Origin of the sequence: Mesorhizobium sp. M2A.F.Ca.ET.043.05.1.1, assembly GCF_003952445.1 — a bacterium.
Taxonomy (GTDB): domain Bacteria; phylum Pseudomonadota; class Alphaproteobacteria; order Rhizobiales; family Rhizobiaceae; genus Mesorhizobium.
The window spans coordinates 5,727,574-5,751,759 of record NZ_CP034446.1; the positions used below are offsets into that span (position 1 = coordinate 5,727,574).

Sequence of the window (24,186 nt, forward strand, 5' to 3'; positions counted from 1 at the left end):
TCAGCCATTCGATGTGATTTGACCACATCTGCAACACCTCGCGCCTCTCCTTGACGTTGCTAAAGAGATTGTAGATTTCGCCAATGTCTCAGGGACGACGCCTTGTGTTCACTATGTGCTCGATGACGTGTGGCAATACCTGCCGCCTGCCGAGATTTGTCGCGAGCGTCCTGCGCAGATCGTGAAGGGTCCCGTTCTCCAAAGCCACCCCGTCAACATTGACCTTGCCGTCTCGAGCCTTCTTGCCCTTCGCGTAGCCTGAGAAGTGGCTTTTTTTGTTGACCCTGGCAGGGAAAACAAACGTGTCATTAGTCTTCGGTGCCGACTGGGGGACCGACACCGCCAGTGTGGACAGCGGAATAAGCGTAGGCTCTTCGTTCTTCGTGCGGTCACCCGATAGTTCTCATGTTCCGGCTTCAAGGTTGAGTTCAGACCAATGCATCGCGGCAACTTCCGTACGCCTCTGTCCGGTCAGCATGAGCAGCTTGACGATGGAGCCGAACGAATAGCCGATATCGCCCGGTTCGGGCTCACAGCCCGTCCATATAGCCGCCAGTTCGGCATCGTTCACCACTCGCTTGCGCTTGACGATCGGGGCCGGATACCTAATTTTCCAAACCCTCGCGGGAAACCGCGATGAGCCGTTGCGGCGGTTTGCGATACCAGTTGAAAATGCCCGCATATACCAGAAGGCCGTGTTAGCCCTTTGCGGGTGACCCCCGGCGACGATCTTCTTGGTGATGTTAGCAATGTCGGTGTCGATCACATGGTGGATAGAGCGACTCCCGAGGGCAGGCACAAGATACCGGTTCAGGCTGGCCTCGACCAGTGCGGTGTTTTGAGGGTCGTTACTCGGCGGCCTGGAGGTGACCGCCATCGCCGTCCTCGGTATCGTCAGCGCTGATATGCGCCTGATCGGCAAGGAAGGCTGGCAGTTCCGATGGAGCTATGCTGGAATTTGGGTGACGAGGCTGATCAAGCGGCGCTCTGCGGCTTCGTTTCGATGACCTGGATTCCGTCCAGGAACCTGGCACCTGCGATGAGTTTCGGCAACTGATTTTGTCCTTTCAATCGTCGCCACTTCCTGGCCGCGGCCAACAGCTTGAAGACCATCAGCTGGGCGGTTTTCGAGGATGAGCGAGCCCTTGGTGCGAACCGTGCGATAGCGAACGGTTGCAAAGACGCTTTCGATGGGATTGGACGTTCGCAGATGATCCCAGTGTTCGGCGGGGAAATCGTAGAGCGCCAGCGACGCATTCTGATCTTTCGTCAGGCAGTCGACCGCCTTGGCATACGCCTCGGCCTCCATCTCGATCGCATGCGCAAGCAATTTGCGCGCGCCGCTGCGAAGTACATCCGTCAGGGTATCATCGATTTCGTCGGGCTGACGAAGGCGAACAATGTGTTGATAGTCTCGTTCATGGCGTATCACTCTCCTTGAGAGGTACTGGCAGGCTTCATCACCCGCCTCGATACGCCGCTCTCCTCAAGCCGCCATCATCCAGTTTCCGCCATGGCTCCCCCTGATTGATCCGCTTCACCTGTGCAACTGCACAGGCTGCCCTAGCGGGGAGATTGGCCTCCAATGGCGAAAACTTGCCGCAGGAGACCCTCCGATGACCGTGCCTATGGCGCCGCCGCTACGACAACTTGCCGACAAGCAGCGTGCGATCCACTGCCGCGCTACTGCGCCTTCAAGGGACGTCTGGATCGCGACGCAGGAGCCGATGACCGTTACGGAATCAATTCCAGGTCGCGCTGGCCGTCGCTGTGCCCGTTCGACGGTCTGGTGGCAATTTGGGCACATCTTCTGTCGCCGACAGTGGCGATGGCTGACCGTTCAACGAAACGGGGTCTTCGACGTCTGCTGCCTTCGCCGATGCTTTGCGAAGTGGCATAATGTTTCGACGCACGCAGGCGCGGGCAGGGGATGTCAGTCATGAATCTCCTGACTGGCGCGGATCAGGCCGATTGGCGGGATGAAAGATCATACGACTACACCGCTGGCCTGACGCTGCGGGAGTGGGCTTGGGAGTTCTTACGCCGCAATCCAGCGTTCCAGCGCGATCTGACCGCTGCGCGCCAGCATTGCAAGACTTGGTCTCTCCAATCCTTTCTCGATATGGTCGCGTCGGCCGGCGACCTGTCACGCTGGGGTGTTCTGTTTCGCGGAGTCTTGTGGCCGCGCTTCGGTCGTATTCTGGTGTCCGCTCTGGTGCGTCCATGTGCTGCCGGTCATTGCGGAACGGTTGCCTGCCTCGTCGCCGACACCGCCGTTCGAACTCTCGGCATTGCCCTGTCGTGCAACCGTCCTGCTGGCGCCCGACAAGAGCCAGCATGTTCTTCTTCGCAATGCGGACCACGCGCTGCAGCTCGCCGTCTCGGGCGCGAATATCCTCCACCCTGTTTGCCTGCATACGCATGCCATCTGGCCCGCGGTGCTTTTAAAGCATCGACTGAGGGGACTGGAGTGCCTCAATGCTCTCAGTCTAGGGCAACAGTTGCCCCCCCGCTTGTTTGCGCCGGAAAAGCGCGGCGTCCGTTTGTCCTTCGTTCTTCGTGCGCTCGACGGTTCGCTCGCCGGAGCACCTCATCGCGAGCTCGCCGAAGTTCTCATCGGTCAACGGCGCGTCCATGCCGACTGGGCGGATCCTCGCGATCATCTGCGCGACCGCATCCGTCGGGCCGTCTCGCGTGGCCGCGCGCTCATGAATGGTGGCTACAGAGATTTCCTAATTTGAAAAGCGACAGTCCGCGCTGTGCGTCGGTGGATGAACGTTCGCTCGCAGCTGTACCCGTCACCAACAGTTCGCCCGCCGACAGGACTGCATGGCGCCTTGCAAGGTGCGCTCTGGTCTAGCTTGTCGATGCCGCAATGAGATGGGCGAGGGTGCCAAGGCGGTGGTTCATTAGGGCCGGCCTCGACCTGGACGCACATCATTGGTCGGAAAGCGGCGTGCACCGCAATGTCGCCATAGCAGCCAAGATCCTTTGAGTCCGGACCTGCAGTCCTGTTGGACCGGCGGGTGCAACAATATGGAGGGATTTGAGGCCTCACACCGCTCCCTGGTCGACAGCTCGGTCAGACATAGCACCCACCGCTTGATTATGGAAATGGTGTGCCTGGAGTGCAGCGAGTAGCGGCTTGCTGCGCACTGTCCTAAGAACAGCAGTCATGACCCGTCTGGGGGTCTGCAACACGACGATTCAACCGCTTGGGCATTGTCGCATATCGCACAATGTAGAATGCGCTACAGGGCAAAAGCTGATCCATCGGCGGTTTATCAATGCTTTTTTGCTTGGCACGGCACATGCAACGCAATCGGCAAAAGGCGCACGAACTGAGTGGCCCATCGGCCCTAGGAGCGCTGACTTATGCCCTCCCAAGGCATGTCCGGCCCGGCAGCGAGCTCAGTCTCCTGCCGGCATCCGTGTTTCAGGTCAACGGCGTTGGAACTCCAATTAGGTGGCGGCATTGGCCGCAGGCCGCCCCCCGGTTGGGGCGGAGAGACCAGTGCAGCAGGTTTCAAATCCCGGCCCATGCAAAGATATTTCATTTCCAGATATCCTTCGAGACTGCCATGCGCTGGATCTCGGTAGGACCGTGGGTTCGAAACGCATTCAACGTTGGCCTTGTCGCCTTCGCAGCATCTGCGCCGCGGCCAAGCATCCACGGTCATGCGCAACGGTCCGTCGCAACGCACGATACTCACGGCCCATCGGAAGCCCCGACTGCCCATTCGGGCCGCTCGCCATCGCTCTTCAGTGATCTGGTCGCTGGCGTGACAAGGTCAGTATAGCAGATCTGTTGTGCTTGTACGAGTTCCACAGTTTTGCTCCCTACATGCAGCCGTTCGACCATTCGCGGATTCGAAACTGCCGTCGATAGGCATTTGATCTTTTCGAATCTTGGTAATTGGTGTCAAGAGTTCAACGGCCCACGCGATCACCATTTCCAGATAGTCCTCGAGCCATGACGGGAACCCTCCCGCCCGATGCCGGATTGTTTGATCCCGCCAAACGGTGCCGCCTCCGAGGACATGCGTCCCGTGTTGATGCCAACCATGCCATATTCCAGAGCCTCTGCCACACGCCAGACCCGCTTCAGGTTTGAGGCATAGAAGTATGCGGCGAGGCCGTAGATCGTGTCATTGGCCTCGCGCACGACCTGATCCGCATCGTTGAAGCGAATGATCGGCGCGAGCGGCCCGAATGTCTCCTCTTGCGCGACTGCCATGACGCTGGAAATCTCGGTGAGGACCGTGGGTTCGAAAAACGTGCCATTCTTGCCGATACGTTGGCCCCCACATCGTATTGTGCCGCCTTTCGCAATGGCATCTGCGATGTGAGACTCGATCTTGGCCAGAGCATGCCTGTCGATGAGCGGTCCGATGTCCACTCCGGCATCGAATCCGTCGCCAACCGACAAGTGCCGGATTCTTTCCACGAATTTCTTGACGAACTCATCGTGAACGCTCGATTGGACGTAAATGCGGTTCGCGGAAACGCAGGTCTGGCCGGCATTGCGGAACTTCGCCTGGACCGCACCGTCAACAGCACCGTCAATGTCGGCATCATCGAAGATGATGAAAGGTGCATTGCCGCCGAGTTCAAGGCTGACCTTCTTGATCTGGTCAGAGCACTGACGCATCAGCAGCCGTCCGACCTCCGTCGAACCGGTGAAGCTGATCTTTCGAATCTTGGAATTGGTGCAGAGTTCACGGCCCACGCGATCACCTTCGGACGCATAGATCAGGTTGACCACGCCATCGGGAAAGCCGGCCTGATGGGCGAGGGCGAACATTGCGCCAGCCACAAGCGGCGTCTGTTCAGCGGGCTTGAGCACGATTGTGCAGCCCGCAGCCAAGGCCGGCGAGATTTTGCGCGCCACCATGGAGGCCGGGAAATTCCATGGCGTGATCGTGCCAACAACGCCGATGGGCTGCTTGATCACTAGCATTCGGCGGTCTGTCGAGGGTGCCGAGATCGTCTCCCCATAGACGCGATTGGCCTCTTCGGCATACCATTGCAGATACGCCGCCGCATGCGATACCTCTGAAATGGCTTCGGCAAGCGGCTTGCCCATTTCCGCAGTCAGAATCGCGGCGAGATCGCCTGCATGGTCGATGATCAGCTGATGCCATCGCCAAAGAACGTCGCTACGTTCTCGGGCCGTCAACGCGGCCCATCCCGACTGCGCAACATAGGCCTTGTCTACCGCAGCACGTGTCTCCTCCACGCCCATATCGGCAAGCTCTGCCAAAACTTCGCCGGTCGACGGATTGACGACCTCGAACGTCTTATTGCCAACTGGTCTGCCGAGTGCCGGCAGGCGGTCGATGGCTCCAAACAGGTGCGGGGATTTCAGGCGACGGATCATCGGCAGGCACAGGGGCAATACCGGATTCCTCCTCAACGCAGCGAACATCCAGGTCGACGGGCCGTCAGTGTGTATTCTGCACCAGTGGGTTCGTCGTAGGGCCTCGGCAAAGCAGCTGGTAGACCACGCTAGCCCGATGAAAAGACAGCAGTTTCGTTAGTTTGAGTGCCCGCGGTTCATCAATTGATGGATTAAGCAGTCGGATGTTTGCTTCATCCACCATGCCTGCTGGTGGCGTGCGACTGAATTCTGCAAAAAGGCGGCATACATGCTGAGGAGCGCCATTTCGGCGAGAGGCCGCCGGACCGCCAATGCCGCGCAAGGTCGGCGAAAACGACTCCGCGCGTCTGCATGATCTGCTTGGCCCACGGGCCTCCAACGCTCTTCCCACGAGAAGCCCCGATGAAGAAGGAAGGTGTGATGAGTTTCTTTACTCATCCTTGCCGCCCAGCGGCGGGCCGACCACCAAAATGGCGGGCTCGGCCGAAAGCAGCTTTTTGGCCGCCGCCTTGACCTGTTTGAGCGTCACCCGACCGATGCTGCGGGCGCGACGCTGGTTGTAGTCGACGTCGGCCTTGTGAATCTGCAAATCCAGGAGCCGGTCTGCAATCGAGCGGGTCGAGCCCAGTTGGTCGATGGCATAGGCGCCGATCAGGTGCTTCTTCGCCGCCTTGAGCTCGGCCCCGGTCGGTCCTTGCTGCGCCATCTGCTTTACCACATCTCGCACGATGCTCAGTGTTTGGGCAGCGCAGTCCGAGCGTGTCTCTGTCGTAACCAGAAGCGAGTCAAGGGTTAGTTCAGAGCTGACGTGATAGGCAAGGCCGCGTTTTTGACGTACCTCCTCGTAAAGGCGGGAAGTCAAGTATGAGCCGCCAAGGATGTCGTTCATCAGCACGGCCGCGTAGAAATCCGGCGCGCTAGGCTTCACGCCAGGCCAGGCCAACGTCAGCGAAGTCTGCGGCAGGTCGTAGTTCTCCTCCACCAGTTGACCGAGTTTCGGCGCGACATCGTAGACGGGGACGAGGGTTTGTTGCTCAGGCAAATCACCAAACAGCTGGTCAAGCCTTTCCCTCAACGTGTTCGCGTCAATGTCACCCACCACGGCAATATGGAGCCCGTCGCGAGCGAAAATGGCCTGGTGGAAGGCGCGGAGGTCGGACGGCGTGATGCCGGGGAGGCTCTCTTTTGTGCCTTCTCCCGGCCTTGAACAAGGATGCGCGCCATAGATCGCGCGCAGCCATTTGCGCTGAGCGATGGCGTTAGGGTCTCGCTCGCTGCCGACGATGCGGGAGACAATCTCGGCGCGGACGCGATCGATCGGCCCCTGCTCGAAGCGCGGCGCGTTCAGCGCGAGCCGAAGCAGGCCGAACGCCGCGTCCTGCTTTTTGGAAAGCATGCACATCGATCCGTAGATGTCGTCGCTTTGCGCGTCCAAACTCATTTCGGCGCCGGCATGGTCGAGCTTCACCTGGAAGGCACCGCTGTCGTAATGGCCAGCGCCTTCGATGAACAGGCCGGCCATCAGTTTGGCCATCCCCTCCTTCCCGACCGGGTCCTGCTTGGTGCCGCCCTTGAAGGCAAAGCCGATGTTGACGATTTCCACTGTGTGGTCCTCCACCAGCCAGGCGATGATGCCCTTTTCGGACTTCACCTCCTGGATGTTCATCGCAGCATGGGGCCGAGCGCCGAGCGTCATCTCTTGATTCTCCGTCTTGGGCAAGAGATAGCCCGTGGTCGAACGGTCGAACGCGAGATAGCGGGCGGCAACTGCTTTGATTTGCTCGGGGGTAACCTTGCGGATGCGATTCGGCCGTTCCTCGACATCCTTCACGGTACCGCCGGTGGCCAGCGTCGAGCCGTAGATGCTGGCGAGCCAGTCCAGGTTGTCTTCCGCAAAGATCATATTGAGCAAATAGTGGTCCTTGGCCTTGCCTAGTTCCTCGTTGCTGACACCATCCTCGGCAATGCGGGCAACTTCGGCAGCGGCCGCCGCTTCGAGATCAGCCAGCTTGGCATCGCCGCGCGGTGCGCCATAGATGGCGAACTTGGTGTCGTCGAGCACAGTGCCCTGGAAATAGACGCGGGCGCTGGAAGCGATACCTTGCTGGACAGCGAGCGCCTGGTAGAGCCGGCCGCGGTTACCGCCGCCGAGAATTTCGGCCAGCAGGTCGAGCGCTTCGGCCTCGCCCGGCTTGGCGGTGTGGTAGGACGGCACCACCCACTGCGTCGAAAAACTGGGCACGCTGACGCGGGCGTCTGAGAGCGTGACGGTGCGCCTGGTGTTCTGCTCGGGCTCAACCGGCCGGATGCGCGGCGGCAGGTCAGGTCCGCGCGCCACCTTGCCATAGGTCTTTTCGGCCAGCGCCCGCACCGTGTCCGGTTCGACATCGCCGGCCACGATCAGCACGGAGTTGTTGGGCCAGTAGTACTTTTCATAGAAGACGGTGGCGTCGACGCGGTTCAGCTGCTCGATCTCCTGCATCCAGCCGATGATCGGGATGCGATAGGGGTGGTTCTGCCACAGCGTCGCGTCGATCTCCTCATGGAGAACGTCCTGCGGGTTGGTGTCGGTGCTTGAGCGGCGCTCCTCGATGACCACATCGCGCTCGGTCTTGACGACATCGTCGGTCAGGATGAGGTTTCGCATTCGGTCGGCCTCGAAGCTCATCATCAGCTCGAGCGCCGACGGCGCCACTGTCTGATAGAAGGCGGTGTAGTCGGAGGAGGTGAAGGCGTTGTTGGAGCCGCCGATCTCGAACACTGCGCGGTCGAATTCGCCGCCCGCATGGTTGGTCGTCGCCTTGAACATCAGATGCTCGAAAAAATGGGCAATGCCGGATTTGCCCGGCGGCTCGTCGGCGCTGCCGATCTTGTACCACACCATGTGGGTGACGATCGGCGCCCGGTGGTTGGGAATGACGACCACCTCCATGCCGTTGTCGAGCACGAAATCCCTCGCCTTGCCGTCCTCCCATGCGACGGGGATCGGAGCCGGCCCCGCGCCGACCAACTCGGACGCAACGGACGTCCTGCGAAGCCCATGAGTGCGGGGCTTGCTTGGTAGTTCTGGTAGGGAGAGTGGGGTTATGGGCTGCGTTCCTGGCAAAGTGATCTGTTCCTCATTTTGAAGGATCTATGTCTCCCGAACGCCTATTGGGAGAAAGTGGATCGGCACGCGACGCCGAGCCACATGAGCCGTCAGCGTGTTGCTGGGCCTGACGCGAGCCTCATCTTTGGATGCGTCCGGGAAACTTTCGGCATGGTGAGGCCATGGGAAGTCTGCTCGTTATCCATTGGGTGTTTGCGGATACCTGAGCATGCCCCGTGCCAAGTAAGAAAGCCCCGATTCGCAAGGTTTGATCCAACCTTGATACTTGCGATATCCGACATTGTCGGGCATCCGACAGAAAGCGCCTTTCGCCGGCGCGCCGGCTATGACGCTCGCCTCCTCCGGCGTGACGACGATCCTTTGGCGGGCGCCGCGCACACCGATCTGCCCGCCTATCAGCACCGCGACATCGAAGGACAGCGCGATCGTGACTGGATGGGTCTTACGCAAACATGCAGCAGTGCCACCGCGATCAGGACTTCATCCGCCCCACAAAGACCCGAGCGCGAGGGACGACGTGTAAGGCTAATGATGCCGCGCATAAAGAGGTAAGGTCCCTCGTCGTACCGGCGAGCCCCTTCGCTGGGTCTCGCGAGGGTCTGGTTTGCGAACGTCGACCGACAGCATCACGGCATGGGCGGCCCCATCGGTAGGCAAGCATTGACCGTGCCATCAGCGTTGAGGCAGCGCAGAGCCCAATTTCCCGGTGCCAGCCGGTACGTTGGAGCTTCAACTGTGGCCAGCCAAGCGGGCCGAGGCCGTGAAACTCCTGATACCCTGGACCGTCCGGATTGCAACGCACGACGCCTTGGTCTCGCGCCAACGTCCATTGACGCTCAGCGAAGCATCATGCGGACGAGCTGGGAAAGCTTGGCCGGGCCGGCGCCTTCCCAGGCGCATGGGACGCGCGACGACCCATGTGGACCTTGGATTTCACTACGCACTTACGCTGCTTTGGCCTTGTCAGCAGCCTGAGCATAAAGCGTGCTCAGCTTTCAGGGCGAGCCTCTTTCATGTTGATAGCATCTGTCGTCATTCAGGATCGCCCCATTTTCGCATGCCGCTTGCAGCTTTCAGACTGTTGTCAGCCAGGGCCGCCATAAAGGGTCTCGTTTAACGCATTCGGGAGGCTTCATCACTCGACCACATTAATTTCGGGCGGTTCGCCGGCGCTCCGAATGGCACTTAACACCAGATCCTCTCCAAACCCGTGATGATCCAAGAGGAAAACGAAAAATCCCTAAATCATAAAAAAGCACCGATACGGTCGGCTCCAGGCTGATGAAATTGCGGTCTCACTGGCCACGCACGATACTTGCGATGGCGATGGCCATTGCAAAGGCCGGTCAAGCACCCAAGACGCTGACAAGCACGCCTCCGACCAAAGCTCGATCGTTGGCAGCCTTTCTAGCCGTATACTTGGGGCATTTTGGGACGGCGATCCGGACGCCGATTAAAACCTGCCGGTCGTCTAAATGGAATGGTTGGTCCGGGTCCTTACTGGACCCCGCCAACCCGATCGGGCCGGCGCACAGGGGCACCCAGACAATTGGACACGTCGCCTTTGCGCGGCGGCTTGCACTTTCTCGGATGGCCTTTTTTCTCCCCGGGCGAAATCGAGCGAGCGGTGAGGCGGAGCCTTCGATTTTGCCGATCATGTCGTGTCGCTTCGATCGAACTGCTCAGACGATGATAGCGGCATTGATTGCCGCGGCCGAAATGCGTTGTGTGAAGTACGATTTCTACGCCGTATACATACTGCCGTACAGTTCGCCCTGTCAGCAGCCTTGCCAGCAATCCGCCCTGTGTCCAACTGTCGTCGAATTCACCGGTGTCATTGAGGAATTCGTATGATCGCCTCGAAACCATCATTGCGACCGCGGGCGGGCGACGCAAGCTCTAGACTGCCACCGATCCGCTGGATAACCATGTTAGCGATATGTAGACCAAGGCCTGAGCCCGCAGCAGGAGTAGCACCACGACTAAATCGCTTTGTAAGCCCTTCGAGGTCGGGGAGGGGCACCACCGGTCCGGCGTTTGCAATAGCGATGGTTCCATCAGTTTGGACGGAAACTGTTGTCGGAACAGTGGGCAGTCCATGTATCAGCGCATTCTCGATCAGGTTACGAAGGAGGATCCCAAACGCATCGACATCCACTTTGCGCATCAAAGTGGTGCAGCCGTCGACGTTAAGATGCAGGCGTCCGGCATATTGCGGCTTTTTCCTCAGGTCGTCGATTTCCAGCCGAACCGATCGGACAAGATCGATCGCGTGATCCGCCATGCCAACCCCCGATTCGGCTTGAGCGAGCTGAAGCACTTTTTCGACAAGGCGGCCAAGGCTCGACAGCGCTTGCTCGATGCCGCGCGCACGCATTTTGGCCGACCCATTGGGAAGCTCGGCCACTAATCTCTGCATCTGAGCGATTGAACCTGCGATCGGCGTGCGCAGTTCATGCGCACTGTTTGCGGCGAACTCGCGTTCGGCCTCGAGAGCCGCCCGCAGACGATCGAGAAGCCGATTGACGGATGCCGCGATTGGAGCCAACTCTGCCGGGAAATCGCCCAAGTCCATTGGTGACAGATTGCCGCCGTCGCGCGATCCGATCTGCTGTCGCAGTACCTCGATTGGCCGCAGCGAGCGCCGGATCACGATCCACCAAACAGCTAAGCTAAAGGGCAGGAGCACGAGTGTCGGAAGGAAGACAAAAAGTGCGCCCTTCGCGATTGTGGTACGGCGGCCATCAAGCGGTTCGGCCAACTGATGATACACGCCGTCTTGGATCTCCTCTGTGTAGACGCGGTAATCAGCGTTTCCCCAAAAGCCGTTACTCAGGGGAGCATCAGGGAAGGGCTGCTGACCCTCTTCCGGTTCGGAAATAAGCACTACCCCGTACTTATTAATAACCTGCTCACGATAGGTCCAGTACTTTTTATAAGTTGGCAAGTGGTTATTGTATTGATCAACGTGTTTTCCATTCAAGACCTTGATCAGCTCTGGTTCTCTGTACTCTGCGCTCGCCTGGAGCAAGTCATCCGAACTTTCGTTTACATTATTGCAAAAAATGAACGCAGCAATGGTTGGGGCGGCGATCCAAACCAGGAGCGTTGCCCCGCCTAACCACGATATCAGCTTTCTCGTCATGCTGTTCGAGTTCGTCATGTGACCACGAGCCTGTATCCGGAGCCACGCACGGTTGCTATTCTATCCCCGCCGATCTTCTTGCGGAGCCGGCTGACATAAACCTCCACTGTGTTGCTCTCGAACTCCGAATTGAATGAATAAAGCGCGTGCTCGATCCTCCCCTTTGAAACGACCGAACCGGGCCGGCGTAGAAGGCAGTCGAGCACCGCCCATTCGCGTCCAGACAGGTGGACCTCCTGCCCGTCGCGGAAGAGGCGTCGCTCGGCTGCCTGTATGGAAAGCGTCCCAACCGAAAATTGCGGCTCCGGAAAATGCCCTTGGCGACGTGCCACTGCACGGATGCGTGCCGAGAGTTCCCCCAGATCGAACGGCTTGACCAAATAGTCGTCGGCGCCAGCGTTGAGCCCCTCGATGCGGTGCGAAATCCGATCGCGGGCTGTCAGAATGATGACCGGCGTTGTATCAAGCCCCTTGATCAGCTCCCGCAGATAGTCGATGCCATTGCCGTCCGGCAGGTGAACGTCGAGCAAAATAACGTCGTAGCCGGCCACAGCTGCATGACCGCGCGCTCCGGACAGGCCCTCGGCCCAGTCGACCGCGTGGCCACCAGCCACCAAATGATCGTGCACAGCACTTCTAAGGTCGTCGTCGTCTTCAATGAGCAGTATTCGCATCAGGCTGCCGAGCTCCGGTATGAGGGCAAGGCTCCTGCCTTATTGATCGAAGCTGACAGTAGGCTGAACCGGCGCCAGCGAATATCTGGGGGCTTTCAGGCTGCTGTCAGCTACAATTGCAAGAAAGGGGTCGTTAACAAAGCCAAACGAAGAGGCCTTATGAAACCCCTCCTGATCTCGGCACTTTTGCTCAATGTGACCACCGGCGGCTGTACACTGGTTGGCGGGCAATTCGACGTGGCGGTCAACGAATGGCAGCCGCGCCACGCGTCAATGTCCAGGCTTGAAACTGACAGGTGTCTTAAATACGAGGGCACCGTAGCGGGTGCCTCCAGTTATCGAACAGTGCCTAGCAGGTCAGAAGTGCACTTTGACCATAGGGGTCGTCCGTATTTTCGGCGCTCGCGAACAGAGTCGACGGTCAATCGATGCGCCACTGCCAGAGTCTGGAACGGTCAAGTGTTTGTTATCCCCCGTCCGGGCCATATTCTCTGCCGAGGACCAAGAAGGCCCTATTTTCGGTGCCCACGAACAGAGCCAACGGTCAATCGATGCGCCACTGCCAGGGTCTGGAACGGTCAAGTGTTTGTGATCCCCTGTCCCGGCCGTGTTCTCTGCCGAACTCGCCCTTGTAGTCGGCACACCAAAGATCGTTAGGGCGACAGCCGTTTGAAAGTGGTGTCCCCGTCGCCCTGTTGCGCCTGCGCTTGCGGCGCTCGACCATGCCGGCGGTCGAGCACGGCATGCACGGTCGAGATCGCGGGCCGGTGCACATCCGGATACAGCCGGGCCAGCCGCTCGCGTATCTTCGGCGCACCCCATGTCGGCTTGTCTTGCTTGAGGCGCACAATCAGCTTCTCGATTTGAAACGGAAGCTGATTGGCGTGGCGATAGGGCCGCCGCGATCGGTCCGTCAGCCCCTCCAGGCCGCTGTCGTTGTAGCGCGTGAGGATCTTGTAGCCGGTCTTGCGCGAGATATCGAACTCCCGGCAAAGCACCGCCATCTTCTCGCCGTCCAGCAGCCGGGCGACGAACTTCAGCCGCTCTTCCATGACGTTACACTCCTTCCAAGGCACCTTGCTCTCCTTGCAAAGGGCCGAAAGTGTAACCCATCTATCCGGAATGAACTGTCACCCATCTTTCGGGAAGGGCAGTCATGGCCAAGGCAACTGGAAGCCGAATTTTCTTTTAGAGTATGAATCAGCGCCGTCTGCCGAAAAGCGCGTCCACGATCTTCCCTTTTGAAACGACCGTGCAGGGCTGGGGCAGACGGTAGTCGAGCACCGCCCATCCGCGTCAAGTCAGGTAGACCTCCTGCCCGTCGCGGAAGAGGCGTCGCTCGGCTGCCTGTATGGAAAGCGTCCCAACCGAAAATTGCGGCTCCGGAAAATGCCCATGGCGACGTGCCACTGCATGGATACGCGCTGAGAGTTCCCCCAGATCGAACGGCTTGACCAAATAGTCGTCGGCTCCAGCGTTGAAGCCCTCGATGCGATGCGAAATCCGATCGCAGGCTGTCAGAATGATGACCGGTGCCGATTCAAGTTCCTTGATCAGCTCCCGCAGATAGTCGATCCCATTGCCGTCCGGCAGGTGAACGTCGAGCAAAATAAGGTCGTAGCCGACCACAGCTGCATAATCGCGCGCTTCGGACAGGTTCTTGGCCCAGTCGACCGCGTGGCCACCAGCCACCAAATGATCGTGCATAGCACTTCCAAGGTCCTTATCGTCTTCAGTGAGCAGTATTCGCATCATGCTGCCGAGCTCCGGTATGAGGGCAAGGCTCCCATCTTATTGGTCGAAGCTGACAATAGGCTGAACCGGCGGCAGCGAATTATTTGGGGAGCTTTCAGGCTGCTGTCAGCTACAACTTGCAAGAAAGGGGTCGTTAACAAAGCCAAACGAAGAGCCCCTATGAAACCCGTCCTGACCTCGGCACTTTTGCTCAATGTGACCCCCGGCGGCTGCATCAGCAAATTGATTTGGGAAACAGGCGCGCCGGTTCTAATGACCGACGCAGGCCGAGGTCTGGAACAGCTGGACCAGCGAACGGCGTCTTCGGTTTTTCAGGCAACAGCCACATGGAAGAATATGATTGGCTCGACCATGCGCCGAGCTTTGTCGAACGGATTGGTCGCGGGCGCACTACCACAGATTATGGCAGGTTTACGCCCTGGCCTTGACACCCGGGGTGATCGTCACCGGCGGAGCCGCGGCGTACTGATCGGATATCTAACGTCGCTGAGTCTCTCGTCGGTGCAGTGGATCTCTCGGCTTAGCCATCATGCAAAAAACGACGGTTCCGCGACACCACTTTTCAGGTCCGTGACACAGGCTTTGTGAGCCGATCTGTTGTTCTTACCCCAGGCTAATGGCTGAACAGCTCTGTCGCCGGCTCGATGCGCCAGATGGCGCGATGTTTTGAACCCTTTCACGAGGCGACGGCAGCAGCCGACCGGCTCTCCTATCGCGGCTCCCGCGATCCACACACCCAGCAAGGGAATCTACCATGGTAATGAAGGCACCGGTTGCCGACGCTAGGAATGGGTCGGTAGTAGATCGGCTGGTCGGCATCGACCTCGCTCGGGGCCTGGCTGTCTTCGGGATGTATGCCGCCCATCTCGGTCCCGACCCCGGCGAAGGAGGACTAGTCGGGTTTCTGATGGAACTAACCCATGGGCGGCCGTCGGCCCTGTTTGCCGTATTGGCCGGTTTTTCAATCCTCCTGATTACAGGTCGCAAGGCGCCGAAGTCGGGGATAGCCGGTAGACAGGCCATCGCCAGAGTCGCAATTCGTGCCCTTGTTTTGCTCGCGCTTGGCTCAATCCTGGGCTGCCTCGGTACCCAGGTCGAAGTCATCCTAGAATACTACGGAATTTGCTTCTTGTTGGTATTGCCGCTCCATCGGCTCAGCGCATATCAGCTGGGCTTGATCGCTGCCGCTACGGCATTAGTTCTCCCGCAAGTCCGTTCCTCCCTTCTGTCGGTTGCCCCCAACCTCCTCGACCCGGTCTTCAACCTCATGGTCAACGGCTACTATCCCGCGGTGACCTGGGTTCCTTTCCTCATCGCTGGCATGGCCATCGCGCGCCTTAATCTTAATACGCTAGCAGCGCATTGGCGCCTTGGTCTGGCGGGGGTCGCGCTGGCCGTGTTGGGCCATGGGGGATCCTTGCTCGCGCTGAGTTCCCGCGCTTTGACTGAAACCTCCTTGTGGTGGTCTGACGTTGACGGCGCTTTTGAGCCTTCCAAGTCGTCATTTATAGTCAAGTCGTCATGGATAGCCGCACCTCATAGCGAAACGACGCTTTCGATCGTGGGCAGCACCGGTTGCGCAATGATCATCTTGGCGGCTTGCATGCTCGCTGTGGATGCGCTCCCGCGTCTGCGAAAGCTGGTCTGGCCAATAATCGCAGTCGGCTCGATGTCTTTGACGGCCTATGTGCTGCACATTGCGGGAATAGCCTATCTTATGAAGATAAACATTTTCAAAGACGAGAGCCTGTCCACGCTCTTTGGCTTCGTTGTGGTTATCAGCACTTTTGCGGTGCTTTGGCTGCGCGTCTTCCAGCGAGGACCGATGGAAGTGCTGATGGGTAGGGTCGCAGATCTCGCGCGTCACATCCGCTGAGCACCGCCGCGCCCCGGCCTCCCGATCACATTACGGACAAGGTGGGGCTTTGTCCAAAGCTTGTTCGCGGCAGGGGAGGGTACTTCCTCCCACCCTGCCGCCTTGTTGATGGAAGCTAAAACGGTCGCGCAGGCGCTAGAGTTGCATCGGCATAATCAGCTTAAACTCGCGAAGTTAAACCCACGGTTGGTCTATCTCGGCCCGCCTCACCTGAAAGGCTAAGGTATCCGTTTCGGTCAAGGGTTTTAGGGGCCATTTTCGCTGCGCCTTGAGGAGAGCGTTTGCTAGGATGAGGAGCTTTCGCAACAAGATGATGACCTTTGCGGGTTTGCCTGCCGCCTTTAGCGCCTGGTATTTTGCCTTGAGGTCGGGGTTGAAGCGCAGGGCGAAGGGCCGGGCATGTAGAGGGCCTGGCGAACATTGGCCCGGCCGCCCAGGCGCGGCCGCTCCATTTTGCCGAGGCCGGCGAGGCTTGCGGCCTTTGGTTCCGAGTTCCGGCATGTCGATGGTGAGTGTGCAGGCGGTGGCATCCGATGCGCCATATGCTGGTCAGGATTTCGCGGCGCTGGACAGCGTCGGGATCGGCTTTCATGAGGGTAAGCATCGTCTGATCGATATCGCTGAGTTCACGTGGATCTGCTTCCAGCCACTCGTTGTTGTGGCGCCTGAGCAAGGCAAGCGGTCAAGGTCTGGCTCTGGTGCTGGCTGCGGTGCGATCCCCGCACGGGCCAGGTGCCGATCGTGTCGACGATCCACCTCGCCGCGACCAGAGAGCTGCTACTCTCTTCCGCTGTTCATTCTGGCCTCTTCGCAATGAATGTCATAAAATCACCTGTCGCAATTAATGGTTTTTGATTTGGCTCCAGCAGCTGGCAGATATCGCCGAGAGTTCCGCAGAGAGCGTCGAAAGTTTTGGCCGCCTTCTTCCGCAGCCGCGCCTTGAGTTTTGAGCAGACCTGTCTTGATCGGGTTGAGATCGGGCGAGCATGGCGGCAGGATCAGGAGCCAGTGCCCTTTGGCCAACCAGTGGGCGGCGCGTACCTTGCCGACAATCTGGGGTTCCGAACCCGACAGTTGGTTTTCAACCCGACAGTGGCCCGCCTCAGAGCAGGCTACCGCCCTTCGGAGCAGGCAGAAGCTAATCGAGGTTCGCGGGTTCCGGTTTGAATGTGCAGGTCGCTGCGCGCCTGATCTTTCGGTCTGGCGGCACATGACAAAAACCCTCATTTTGGCCGACGATACCCGGTCAGGAGCGGGTATCGCAGTCGAGAAGCGACCCGAGCACGTCCACAAGATGTGCCGAGTTTGCAAGGTGTGTCATTGTTTCTGTCAACGTTCGAGCGACAGCGCACGACGAAACGTCTGGCATACGCCTCGTCTGGCACGCGCCTCGCATATGTTGCAGTTGCTGCTGGAGATCAGGCGATCGAGTGGGCCTTGCAATTTTCCGATTTTGATGCGCCTAAAGTCTCGTGTACAAATCAGGCTGGCGTGAATGGCCTGCCTAAGTTGCGACTTATTACAAAGGAATGGATATGGCGACTGGAACGGTGAAGTGGTTCAACAGCACGAAGGGTTTTGGTTTTATTCAGCCTGACAACGGCGGTCAGGATGTCTTTGTCCACATTTCCGCTGTTGAACGAGCGGGCCTGTCGACCCTTAATGAGGGCCAGAAGATCAACTACGAGGTGGAACAGGATCGCCGCACGGGAAAGTCCTCTGCAGGCAGCCTCAGCAAGGCTGGCTAACGGTCCGGGAAAGCCTTGGCAAGGTTCGTCATCGCCGGAACGCATTGACGGCTCGAAACCCGGGCCGGAGCATGCAAGTTAATGCCGCGGCAGGGATTGCTGGAGCCATCATGAATTACTCTGGAAATGAGGCTCTTGGACGGGAAAGGCGGGGCTCATCCCCGCCCTTTGATTCCGCGCAGATTGGGCCAACGGCTGCTGCGCGTCCGAACGACTGTTGATACGGATTTAGGCTGCGACCTTCTTGCGGGTCCGTTTCGCCGGCGCCGTGGCTGGGGCTTCCGGCTCTTTCGGTTTGCGGCCGAGTCCCATGGTCTTGGCCAAGGCGGAGCGCGCAGCGGCGTAATTCGGCGCCACCATGGGATAATCCGACGGCAGACCCCATTTGGCGCGATATTCGTCTGGGGTCAGACCATAGTGCGTCGCCAGATGGCGCTTTAGCGATTTGAATTTCTTGCCGTCTTCAAGGCTAATGATGTAGTCCGGTTCGATCGACTTTTTGATCGGGACAGCAGGTTTTTTTACAGGCACAGGCTCTTCTGCCGGTATGAGTCCAGCCGTGCCGTTTAGAGCCCCGTGCACTTGGGCGATCAGGGCAGGAAGCTCCCCCGCCGGGACGGGGTTGTTGGAGACGTAGGCTGATACAACATCGGCAGTGAGCTCGATGAGGATGTCGGTCTTGTGGGGTTCTTCTGTCATAAACTTCTCCGGGCAGCTTGAAACACAGTTGGGCGAAGTGTCGCTTCATAGTGGCGGTTGCCGCTGAAAGCAAATGGATCGACGGGTGCGCTGCTCCTCCACCATTGAAGTCTCGGCGACGCATCCCGTCATCGTCCATCGCTAAAGGCAGCGTATTGAATTATGGGAGCGGTCGCGCCCGCCCCACCATAGCGATACAGCAAGACAATCAAAAAAGCCGGTCTTTGCTTGGCCCCAAATCTTTTCTCCTTTCGTGAACGCTGAGCTGCCAAGCTGCTACAGTTCACCTCGCGGGGCAACCGTGCACAACACAGGAGTCGCCCGAGCGATACATTCTTCACTTGCCGCTTATCAGCGCTGGTGATTGCACTTTGCAGCCTGCCTCCGGACCCGCAGCGCTCACGCTGTTGGTTTTGCGCCTGCAGGCGTCGGAAGTCGGATCGCCGCAGCTAATTTCCTCAGGCGGACGAATTCAACAAATCGATTGTTTGGATCGAAGGCATCCACACCATCGATGCCTCTAGAATAGGATCCAGCTACAATCACCGTGCTGTAATGGCAGGGACGGCCAGCACAAGCGCGACACGATCCGGCGGGTCCATCGCTGCGTTACGTATTCATGGCTACTGCATCGGGCGCTCGGTCGACCGCCTTAAGCCAGGTCGCCGCATTGCGAGACGGTGACCGGCGAGGGAGAGGGCGCTCTGGCAACGAAGCGAGGCGGGTGGCCTTGCGGGTGGCCGCGTGATGTCATCCGGCTCTCCTGCCGATCTCTGCCGGCCAGATCTGGAGCAACTGTTTTGCATAGATATGGCTCTCTTCAGGGGGCCATCTATGATGGGAGCCGAGCGCGTGTTCGAGCCGGGGAACAGGCTGCGCATGCACTGTGCCCACCTATTGCGATCGTGCTAACCTTGGTTGTTTGGACTTGCCGTTAAAGGCAAGCGACAGATTGAAGTTATGCTGCACCATCTGATTGCCTGGCTCGTTTTCGAGAGCTCGCCGATACAGGGCCTGTGCCGCGTCATGCCGCCCCTCAATGTCCAAAATCACGCCCTTCGCATTCAATGCACGTACGTTTCCTGGGGCTGCAACCAAGACGCTGTCGAGCACCTCAACCGCTTCGTGCGGGCGCTTCTGGCCCACCAAGGCATTTGTAAGTCGTATCGCCGCATCAACATTGTCCGGGTGCTGCTTCACCTCATCCCGCAAAGCCCGCTCTTGAACATCCTGACCAACTTCGCGCAAAATGCGTTCGCGCATAGCCGGATCGATTTGATCGGCGCTGAGCAACTCGGGGGAAGATGTCTCCTGCACGGAAAGAGCCGGCTTTTGCCAGCTGGCGCAACCGCCCAAAGGCAGAATGGCGAGTACGGCAAAAAGAAGTGAGTTCCGGCGCAGAAACATAGGCGATGGAGAAACTGTATTACTATTCATGTTATCTCTCAGTTATCGGGGAGGCGCGTGGCGTTCAGTTAGGAAAGGTGGGACTACTCTAACAATCCGCTGTTCGATCCGTGCGGGAGTGTGACGGATCCTGCGGGGCGAATTGTAAAGTCGGAGGCGAGGTCTTGATAAGACAGCACGGCGAGATCAACCCCGTTTCGCGTCAGAAAGCCGCGGACGAAACGTCGGACATCCATCGACGTCAACAGAATAGGGCGGGTTTGACCCGGTTCTGCGTTCGAAAGGACCTGACGTATCTGTGATAGCATCGCTTCGCTTTGCCGATCCTCCAGTGCGAGATAGGGGCCTGCATCCGAATCTCGAACCGCGCCACGCATCACATCCTCGCTCTCGCGCTCGACGACCAGGGCGGACACGATGCCCTCCGTGTTGGCATGGCGGTGGCAGATCTGTCGCTTCAAACCAGAACGGACATATTCCGTCAGCAGGGCAACGTTCTGCTCACGCTCGCTCCATTCGGCCAATGCCTCCAACACGAGACGGGTGTGGCGGATTGGGATACCTTCCTCCAGGAGGCGGCGCAGAACATCGGCAATCCGAGGAATCGGCGTCGTGCGTAGCACCTCTTTCACAAGCTCAGAATATTCCTGCTCCATTCGGCCCAGGAAATGTCGGGTCTCTTGGATGCCCACCAATCGCGGTGCGTAGCGGGTCAACGCTGCATGGACGCGCAAGGCGAGGAGTTCGCCGGGAGCCCTATGCTCCGTGCCGGCGCCCGTAAGGGCCTTTGCAGGGGTATGTTCAACCGGGAGTGTGTCCGTTTTCGGCTCACGTCTAAGGGGGACACCGCTCGAGTCGACGTGCGCTACATCGGCTCGGAGCGCCATCTGGTTTGGATCTAAGGCGTCCTGTTCGACTGGCACGCCCTCGACATCAATTCGGAATTGCGATTCAGGCAGCTGCTCGTCAACCAAGACAGGGATGCGAGGAACGATAATGCCCAGATCGGCTGTGACCAGGAGCGAAACGCGCCCAATATGTTTTTGCAATTCGGCTTGATCGACCGCCTGCATAAGATCTGGCGCTAGAAAAAATGCGATCGGGAATTCCTTCGCAGGCGCGGCTTGCTTAGGCTCCGCTGCAGTTCCACCTTTCGCATCGGCAGTGCCGGCGCCCAGCACATCAGCCTTGACAATGCTTACCGCAGCGAACACTGCGGCCAGCATCAGAAAGACGGGGAGGGGAAACCCAGGAACGAACCCCATTACAACCAGGACGCCGGCCGCCAGTCGCAAGGCTCGAGTGCTGGCCGTGAGCTGACTGACCATTTCTGTACCGAGGTTGATCCTCGCCGTCCCAGTCACACGGGTGACGATGGTCGCCGCAGTAATGGAGAGCAGAAGGGCCGGAATCTGCGATATCAATGCATCGCCTATCGTCAGCAGAGTGTAGTGATGCAGTACCTCGCCGAAGGACATGCCCTTGGAGAGCAGGCCGATCGAAATTCCACCCAGCATGTTGATGCAGATAACCACCAGCCCGGCGATGGAATCGCCCTTCACAAATTTCATCGCGCCGTCCATCGCGCCATAGAGTTGGCTTTCCTTCTCCAATTCGGCGCGCCGCCGGCGGGATTCGTTGGCATCGATGTGGCCGTTGCGTAGCTCTGCGTCGACCGCCATTTGCTTGCCCGGCAGAGCATCCAGCGTGAAACGCGCCGCCACTTCTGCCACCCGTTCGGCACCCTTCGCGAGGACCATGAATTGCACCATGGTGACGACCAGAAATATGACGAAACCCACCACGATATTGCCTGAAATGACGAAATCGCCAAAAGTATGAATAATGCTGCCGGCCTCCCCTCGGCCAGGATCAGTCGCGTCGTTGCGACCGTGAGCGCGAGACGGAATACAGTGGAAATCAAAATAACGCCGGGCAAAGAGGAAAAATCAAGTGGAGTACTGACATACAGGGCAACCATCATCAGCAGTATGGCCAACCCCATATTGAATCCTATCAGGGCGTCGACCACCACGACCGGGATAGGCATGACCATCATCGCGACAGCCAGAAGCAGCATCAACGCAACCATTAAATCCGGGCTGGCCGGCGCACGCTTGATGAAGTCACGCAGGACGTTGGCCATCGAGACACCTTTGCAATCGGTTGAGACTTACTCTGCTGTTACGCCATGAAACGTGGCTTTCGAACTCCGAAGGCGCCTCAGCCTTGGCCAGCGCGTGACCCTGCATGAGAGCCACAAGCAGGCGCGAAATGGCTGGGCAGCAAATGTTTCCAACGCAGCCAGCTTGTCAGCACCGAGCGCGACAGGATGTTTGGCTGGCCATAGAGTGCTGCTTGATGGGGCCTGCGAGCTTTCAATATTGGAGAGCAGCAATGCGGCCATTCCTGCTCAGCAGCACACGGCTGTCCTCAATACGTTCGACCACCCATCCATCAGCCAAAATGGCGCCGACAAAATACTTCTCGCTGTCGATGACAATATATGGTTGGACCCCATGCCACACAGCTTCGACCGCGATTGCGGATGGCGCCTTCTCCTCTTTGATGAGCACTCCGTTCACCAGTGTTAGAGTACCCTTGGTGCGACGATCGAACGATTGCTGAAGCTTCTGCCAGCTGATGACCGATTCAGACGTGACGGTGCCTTCGGCGGTCACAACACCCTTTGCCGACCCAATCTTGACGTCGAGAAGACCCGCTCGATCGACTTCCTCCTGCAGCTCTTGGGCCGCTGCCTCCGTAAGTTCATTGTCAGCGCGGTGACTGATCGTTCTGGACGCGACTTCAGCCCGAAGTGAATTGGGGCTCGATCCACTTGCATTGCCAAGATAGGAGATCGTGCCTGAAAGCGCGCCGATCCCGAGTGAGCTGATTATGACCATGGCGAGCACACCGATCGGTAGGCGCGGTATGCCGGTCGAACCAGGCGGCTCTGCATCCTGCACGGACAAAGCAATGGACATCTCGCCTACGAGCAGGACGACAGGAAGGGGCACAACAACGGACTGGCCTGCGGCGATATTCCGGTTGCCCTCGATACTGAGTCCGGGTGCAAGCGCCTCCAGTTCGATCGACTTGCCAAGAAGAGTTACACGAAGGTGATGCGGTGCCAGTCCCTGCTCGACAAAGACCAAATCGGCATCGAAGCCGCTGCCGATTAAACACTTTTGAAGATCCGTCTTGCCGGTCAGACCGCAATAGTGCCCCGAACGCACTTCGAAACGGAGGGAAACGGCGTCATCCACAGAGCATCTCTCAAACAGGATAGAAGCCGCATGGCAATTGCCATGCGGCTCATTTCGGGACTACGTCGCGTCAATAAGGAGACGCGCTAGGGGGCAGTCTAAAACCCGCTTCCGACATTACGAAACGCGTTCGTCGGCGGCCTTCTTGATGGTCTGGAGATTGGTCGTTAGAGTGCGCAACTGGACACTCCTTTTCGTCGCCTCCAAGCTAACATTGGTTAGTTCCTGCACTTGCGCCTGAAAAGCAGTAGCATCAGCTCCGCTTGTATTGCCGGGAGTGCCACTGTTAGTTTTATCGGTATTGCCGGCGCTACTGGTATTGGTATTGCCTGATTTTTTATTATTATCAACTGCAGCCATGATCATTCCTTTTTCTGTTGGAGTTGTGCCGTCAATAACGGCCTGTATGACCTCACGCCGGATTTCCCGCGTCAGGCATCTTCTGTGTCATCCAAAGCTTCATCGGCCTCAGCCATCGCATCGTTCGCGAATTGGAACGCGAACGATCGCAGGATACTTTGGAAGGCTTCACTTTGTGCTGCAGACTGTGAGTTGTCTTGAAGTTGATCATTTGAAACGGTCCGGTTATCCGCCCGATCGTTCCCGCCAGCTGCCTTGCCATCATTCCCACCAGCTGGCTTGCCATCATTGCCATCAGCCGGCTTGCCATCACCAGAATGCTCGGATTTCGAATCCCCATGGCCCTTTCGGATCAAGGAAGTCCCGAGGTTGCCAACTCCACTCCCAATTGCTGCTATCATCAGGTACTCCGGCATTTGCCATTGGCGGCGACGTGTTAAAGGTTAGCCTCGATCAAGCTAAGGGCGGGAGCTTTCGAGAACCTGACGGCTTTTGACAAAAACCGGCCAGCGCAAAAACGTATGCTCTGCAGGATGTTGCTCTCGCATCGAACAGTCGACCACGATCTCGGCTGTTCGGCCAATCCCGCCGTCCACGCATGCCGCGACCGAATGGCAGCCGCAGCAGCTCGTTTGCATCCTCGATGCTGTGGTGTCGAACAGGAGACACGGTCCACGTGCTGCATGACCGCAATGACCGTATTCTTGCTGGCTCCACGGGCGCACGCAACGAGCAGGAACTCGGTCTTTGCATCACCATTCTCT

General features: G+C 58.5%; 13 protein-coding genes and 6 pseudogenes. 3 read left to right on the top strand and 16 right to left on the bottom strand.

All coding sequences use genetic code 11. From position 1 onward, the window contains the following. Positions 1 to 403: 403 nt before the first annotated feature. Together EJ069_RS27610 and EJ069_RS27615 are read right to left on the bottom strand one after the other, a co-directional pair. The gene (locus tag EJ069_RS27610) at positions 404 to 877 is read right to left on the bottom strand and encodes a hypothetical protein (protein ID WP_126063915.1); all 474 of its coding nucleotides are present in this window, start codon (positions 875 to 877) and stop codon (positions 404 to 406) included. A 98-nt stretch (positions 878 to 975) separates the two neighbouring features. After that, positions 976 to 1,288, bottom strand: a pseudogene (locus tag EJ069_RS27615) (IS256 family transposase); the annotation flags it as partial. A 937-nt stretch (positions 1,289 to 2,225) separates the two neighbouring features. Here EJ069_RS27615 and EJ069_RS27620 point away from each other — a divergent pair. After that, a complete protein-coding gene (locus EJ069_RS27620; protein ID WP_245456331.1) occupies positions 2,226 to 2,741 on the top strand; it encodes a DUF2285 domain-containing protein in 516 nt (171 codons plus the stop codon). A gap of 1,209 nt (positions 2,742 to 3,950) precedes the next feature. Here the strand turns inward: EJ069_RS27620 and EJ069_RS27625 are convergent. The 7 genes and pseudogenes from EJ069_RS27625 to EJ069_RS27655 all read right to left on the bottom strand — a co-directional run. Further along, positions 3,951 to 5,398, bottom strand: a pseudogene (locus tag EJ069_RS27625) (NAD-dependent succinate-semialdehyde dehydrogenase); the annotation flags it as partial. Positions 5,399 to 5,810: 412 nt separating this feature from the next. Further along, the gene (locus EJ069_RS27630; protein ID WP_245456719.1) at positions 5,811 to 7,076 is read right to left on the bottom strand and encodes a pitrilysin family protein; all 1,266 of its coding nucleotides are present in this window, start codon (positions 7,074 to 7,076) and stop codon (positions 5,811 to 5,813) included. Positions 7,077 to 7,085: 9 nt separating this feature from the next. Then, positions 7,086 to 8,390: pseudogene (locus EJ069_RS27635) on the bottom strand (pitrilysin family protein); the annotation flags it as partial. 1,933 nt (positions 8,391 to 10,323) lie between these two features. Then, positions 10,324 to 11,652, bottom strand: coding sequence for a HAMP domain-containing sensor histidine kinase (locus EJ069_RS27640; RefSeq protein WP_126063917.1), 1,329 nt, complete (start codon positions 11,650 to 11,652; stop codon positions 10,324 to 10,326). After that, entirely contained in the window at positions 11,649 to 12,308 is a 660-nt protein-coding gene (locus tag EJ069_RS27645) for a response regulator transcription factor (protein ID WP_024505389.1), read from the bottom strand. Before EJ069_RS27645 ends, EJ069_RS27640 begins: the two co-directional genes overlap by 4 nt. Positions 12,309 to 12,927: 619 nt before the next feature. Next, positions 12,928 to 13,360: pseudogene (locus tag EJ069_RS27650) on the bottom strand (helix-turn-helix domain-containing protein); the annotation flags it as partial. A gap of 244 nt (positions 13,361 to 13,604) precedes the next feature. Next, positions 13,605 to 14,063, bottom strand: a complete 459-nt coding sequence (locus tag EJ069_RS27655) for a response regulator transcription factor (RefSeq protein ID WP_224570033.1) — start codon at positions 14,061 to 14,063, stop codon at positions 13,605 to 13,607. A 754-nt stretch (positions 14,064 to 14,817) separates the two neighbouring features. On the opposite strand from EJ069_RS27655, the gene EJ069_RS27660 reads away from it, so the two are divergent. Continuing rightward, positions 14,818 to 15,939, top strand: coding sequence for a DUF418 domain-containing protein (locus EJ069_RS27660; protein ID WP_024505387.1), 1,122 nt, complete (start codon positions 14,818 to 14,820; stop codon positions 15,937 to 15,939). 794 nt (positions 15,940 to 16,733) lie between these two features. Here EJ069_RS27660 and EJ069_RS33535 read toward each other — a convergent pair. Next, positions 16,734 to 16,950 (bottom strand): annotated as a pseudogene (locus EJ069_RS33535) (transposase); the annotation flags it as partial. Between the two features lie 524 nt (positions 16,951 to 17,474). Here EJ069_RS33535 and EJ069_RS27665 point away from each other — a divergent pair. Beyond that, entirely contained in the window at positions 17,475 to 17,687 is a 213-nt protein-coding gene (locus tag EJ069_RS27665) for a cold-shock protein (RefSeq protein WP_008874821.1), read from the top strand. A gap of 228 nt (positions 17,688 to 17,915) precedes the next feature. Here the strand turns inward: EJ069_RS27665 and EJ069_RS27670 are convergent, their stop codons facing one another. The 6 genes and pseudogenes from EJ069_RS27670 to EJ069_RS27695 form a co-directional block, all read right to left on the bottom strand. Beyond that, positions 17,916 to 18,386 carry a MucR family transcriptional regulator gene (locus EJ069_RS27670; protein ID WP_024505385.1) on the bottom strand — a complete coding sequence of 157 codons (471 nt, stop codon included), beginning with the start codon at positions 18,384 to 18,386 and terminating at the stop codon, positions 17,916 to 17,918. A gap of 894 nt (positions 18,387 to 19,280) precedes the next feature. Next, positions 19,281 to 19,823, bottom strand: a complete 543-nt coding sequence (locus tag EJ069_RS27675; RefSeq protein ID WP_081714429.1) for a tetratricopeptide repeat protein — start codon at positions 19,821 to 19,823, stop codon at positions 19,281 to 19,283. 53 nt (positions 19,824 to 19,876) lie between these two features. Next, positions 19,877 to 21,939, bottom strand: a pseudogene (gene sctV, locus EJ069_RS27680) (type III secretion system export apparatus subunit SctV). Positions 21,940 to 22,171: 232 nt separating this feature from the next. Continuing rightward, entirely contained in the window at positions 22,172 to 23,062 is an 891-nt protein-coding gene (locus tag EJ069_RS27685) for a hypothetical protein (protein ID WP_024505382.1), read from the bottom strand. A 117-nt stretch (positions 23,063 to 23,179) separates the two neighbouring features. Continuing rightward, entirely contained in the window at positions 23,180 to 23,422 is a 243-nt protein-coding gene (locus EJ069_RS33540) for a nodulation protein NopA (protein ID WP_224570034.1), read from the bottom strand. A gap of 71 nt (positions 23,423 to 23,493) precedes the next feature. Continuing rightward, a complete protein-coding gene (locus EJ069_RS27695; protein WP_081714433.1) occupies positions 23,494 to 23,823 on the bottom strand; it encodes a hypothetical protein in 330 nt (109 codons plus the stop codon). Positions 23,824 to 24,186: the final 363 nt, after the last annotated feature.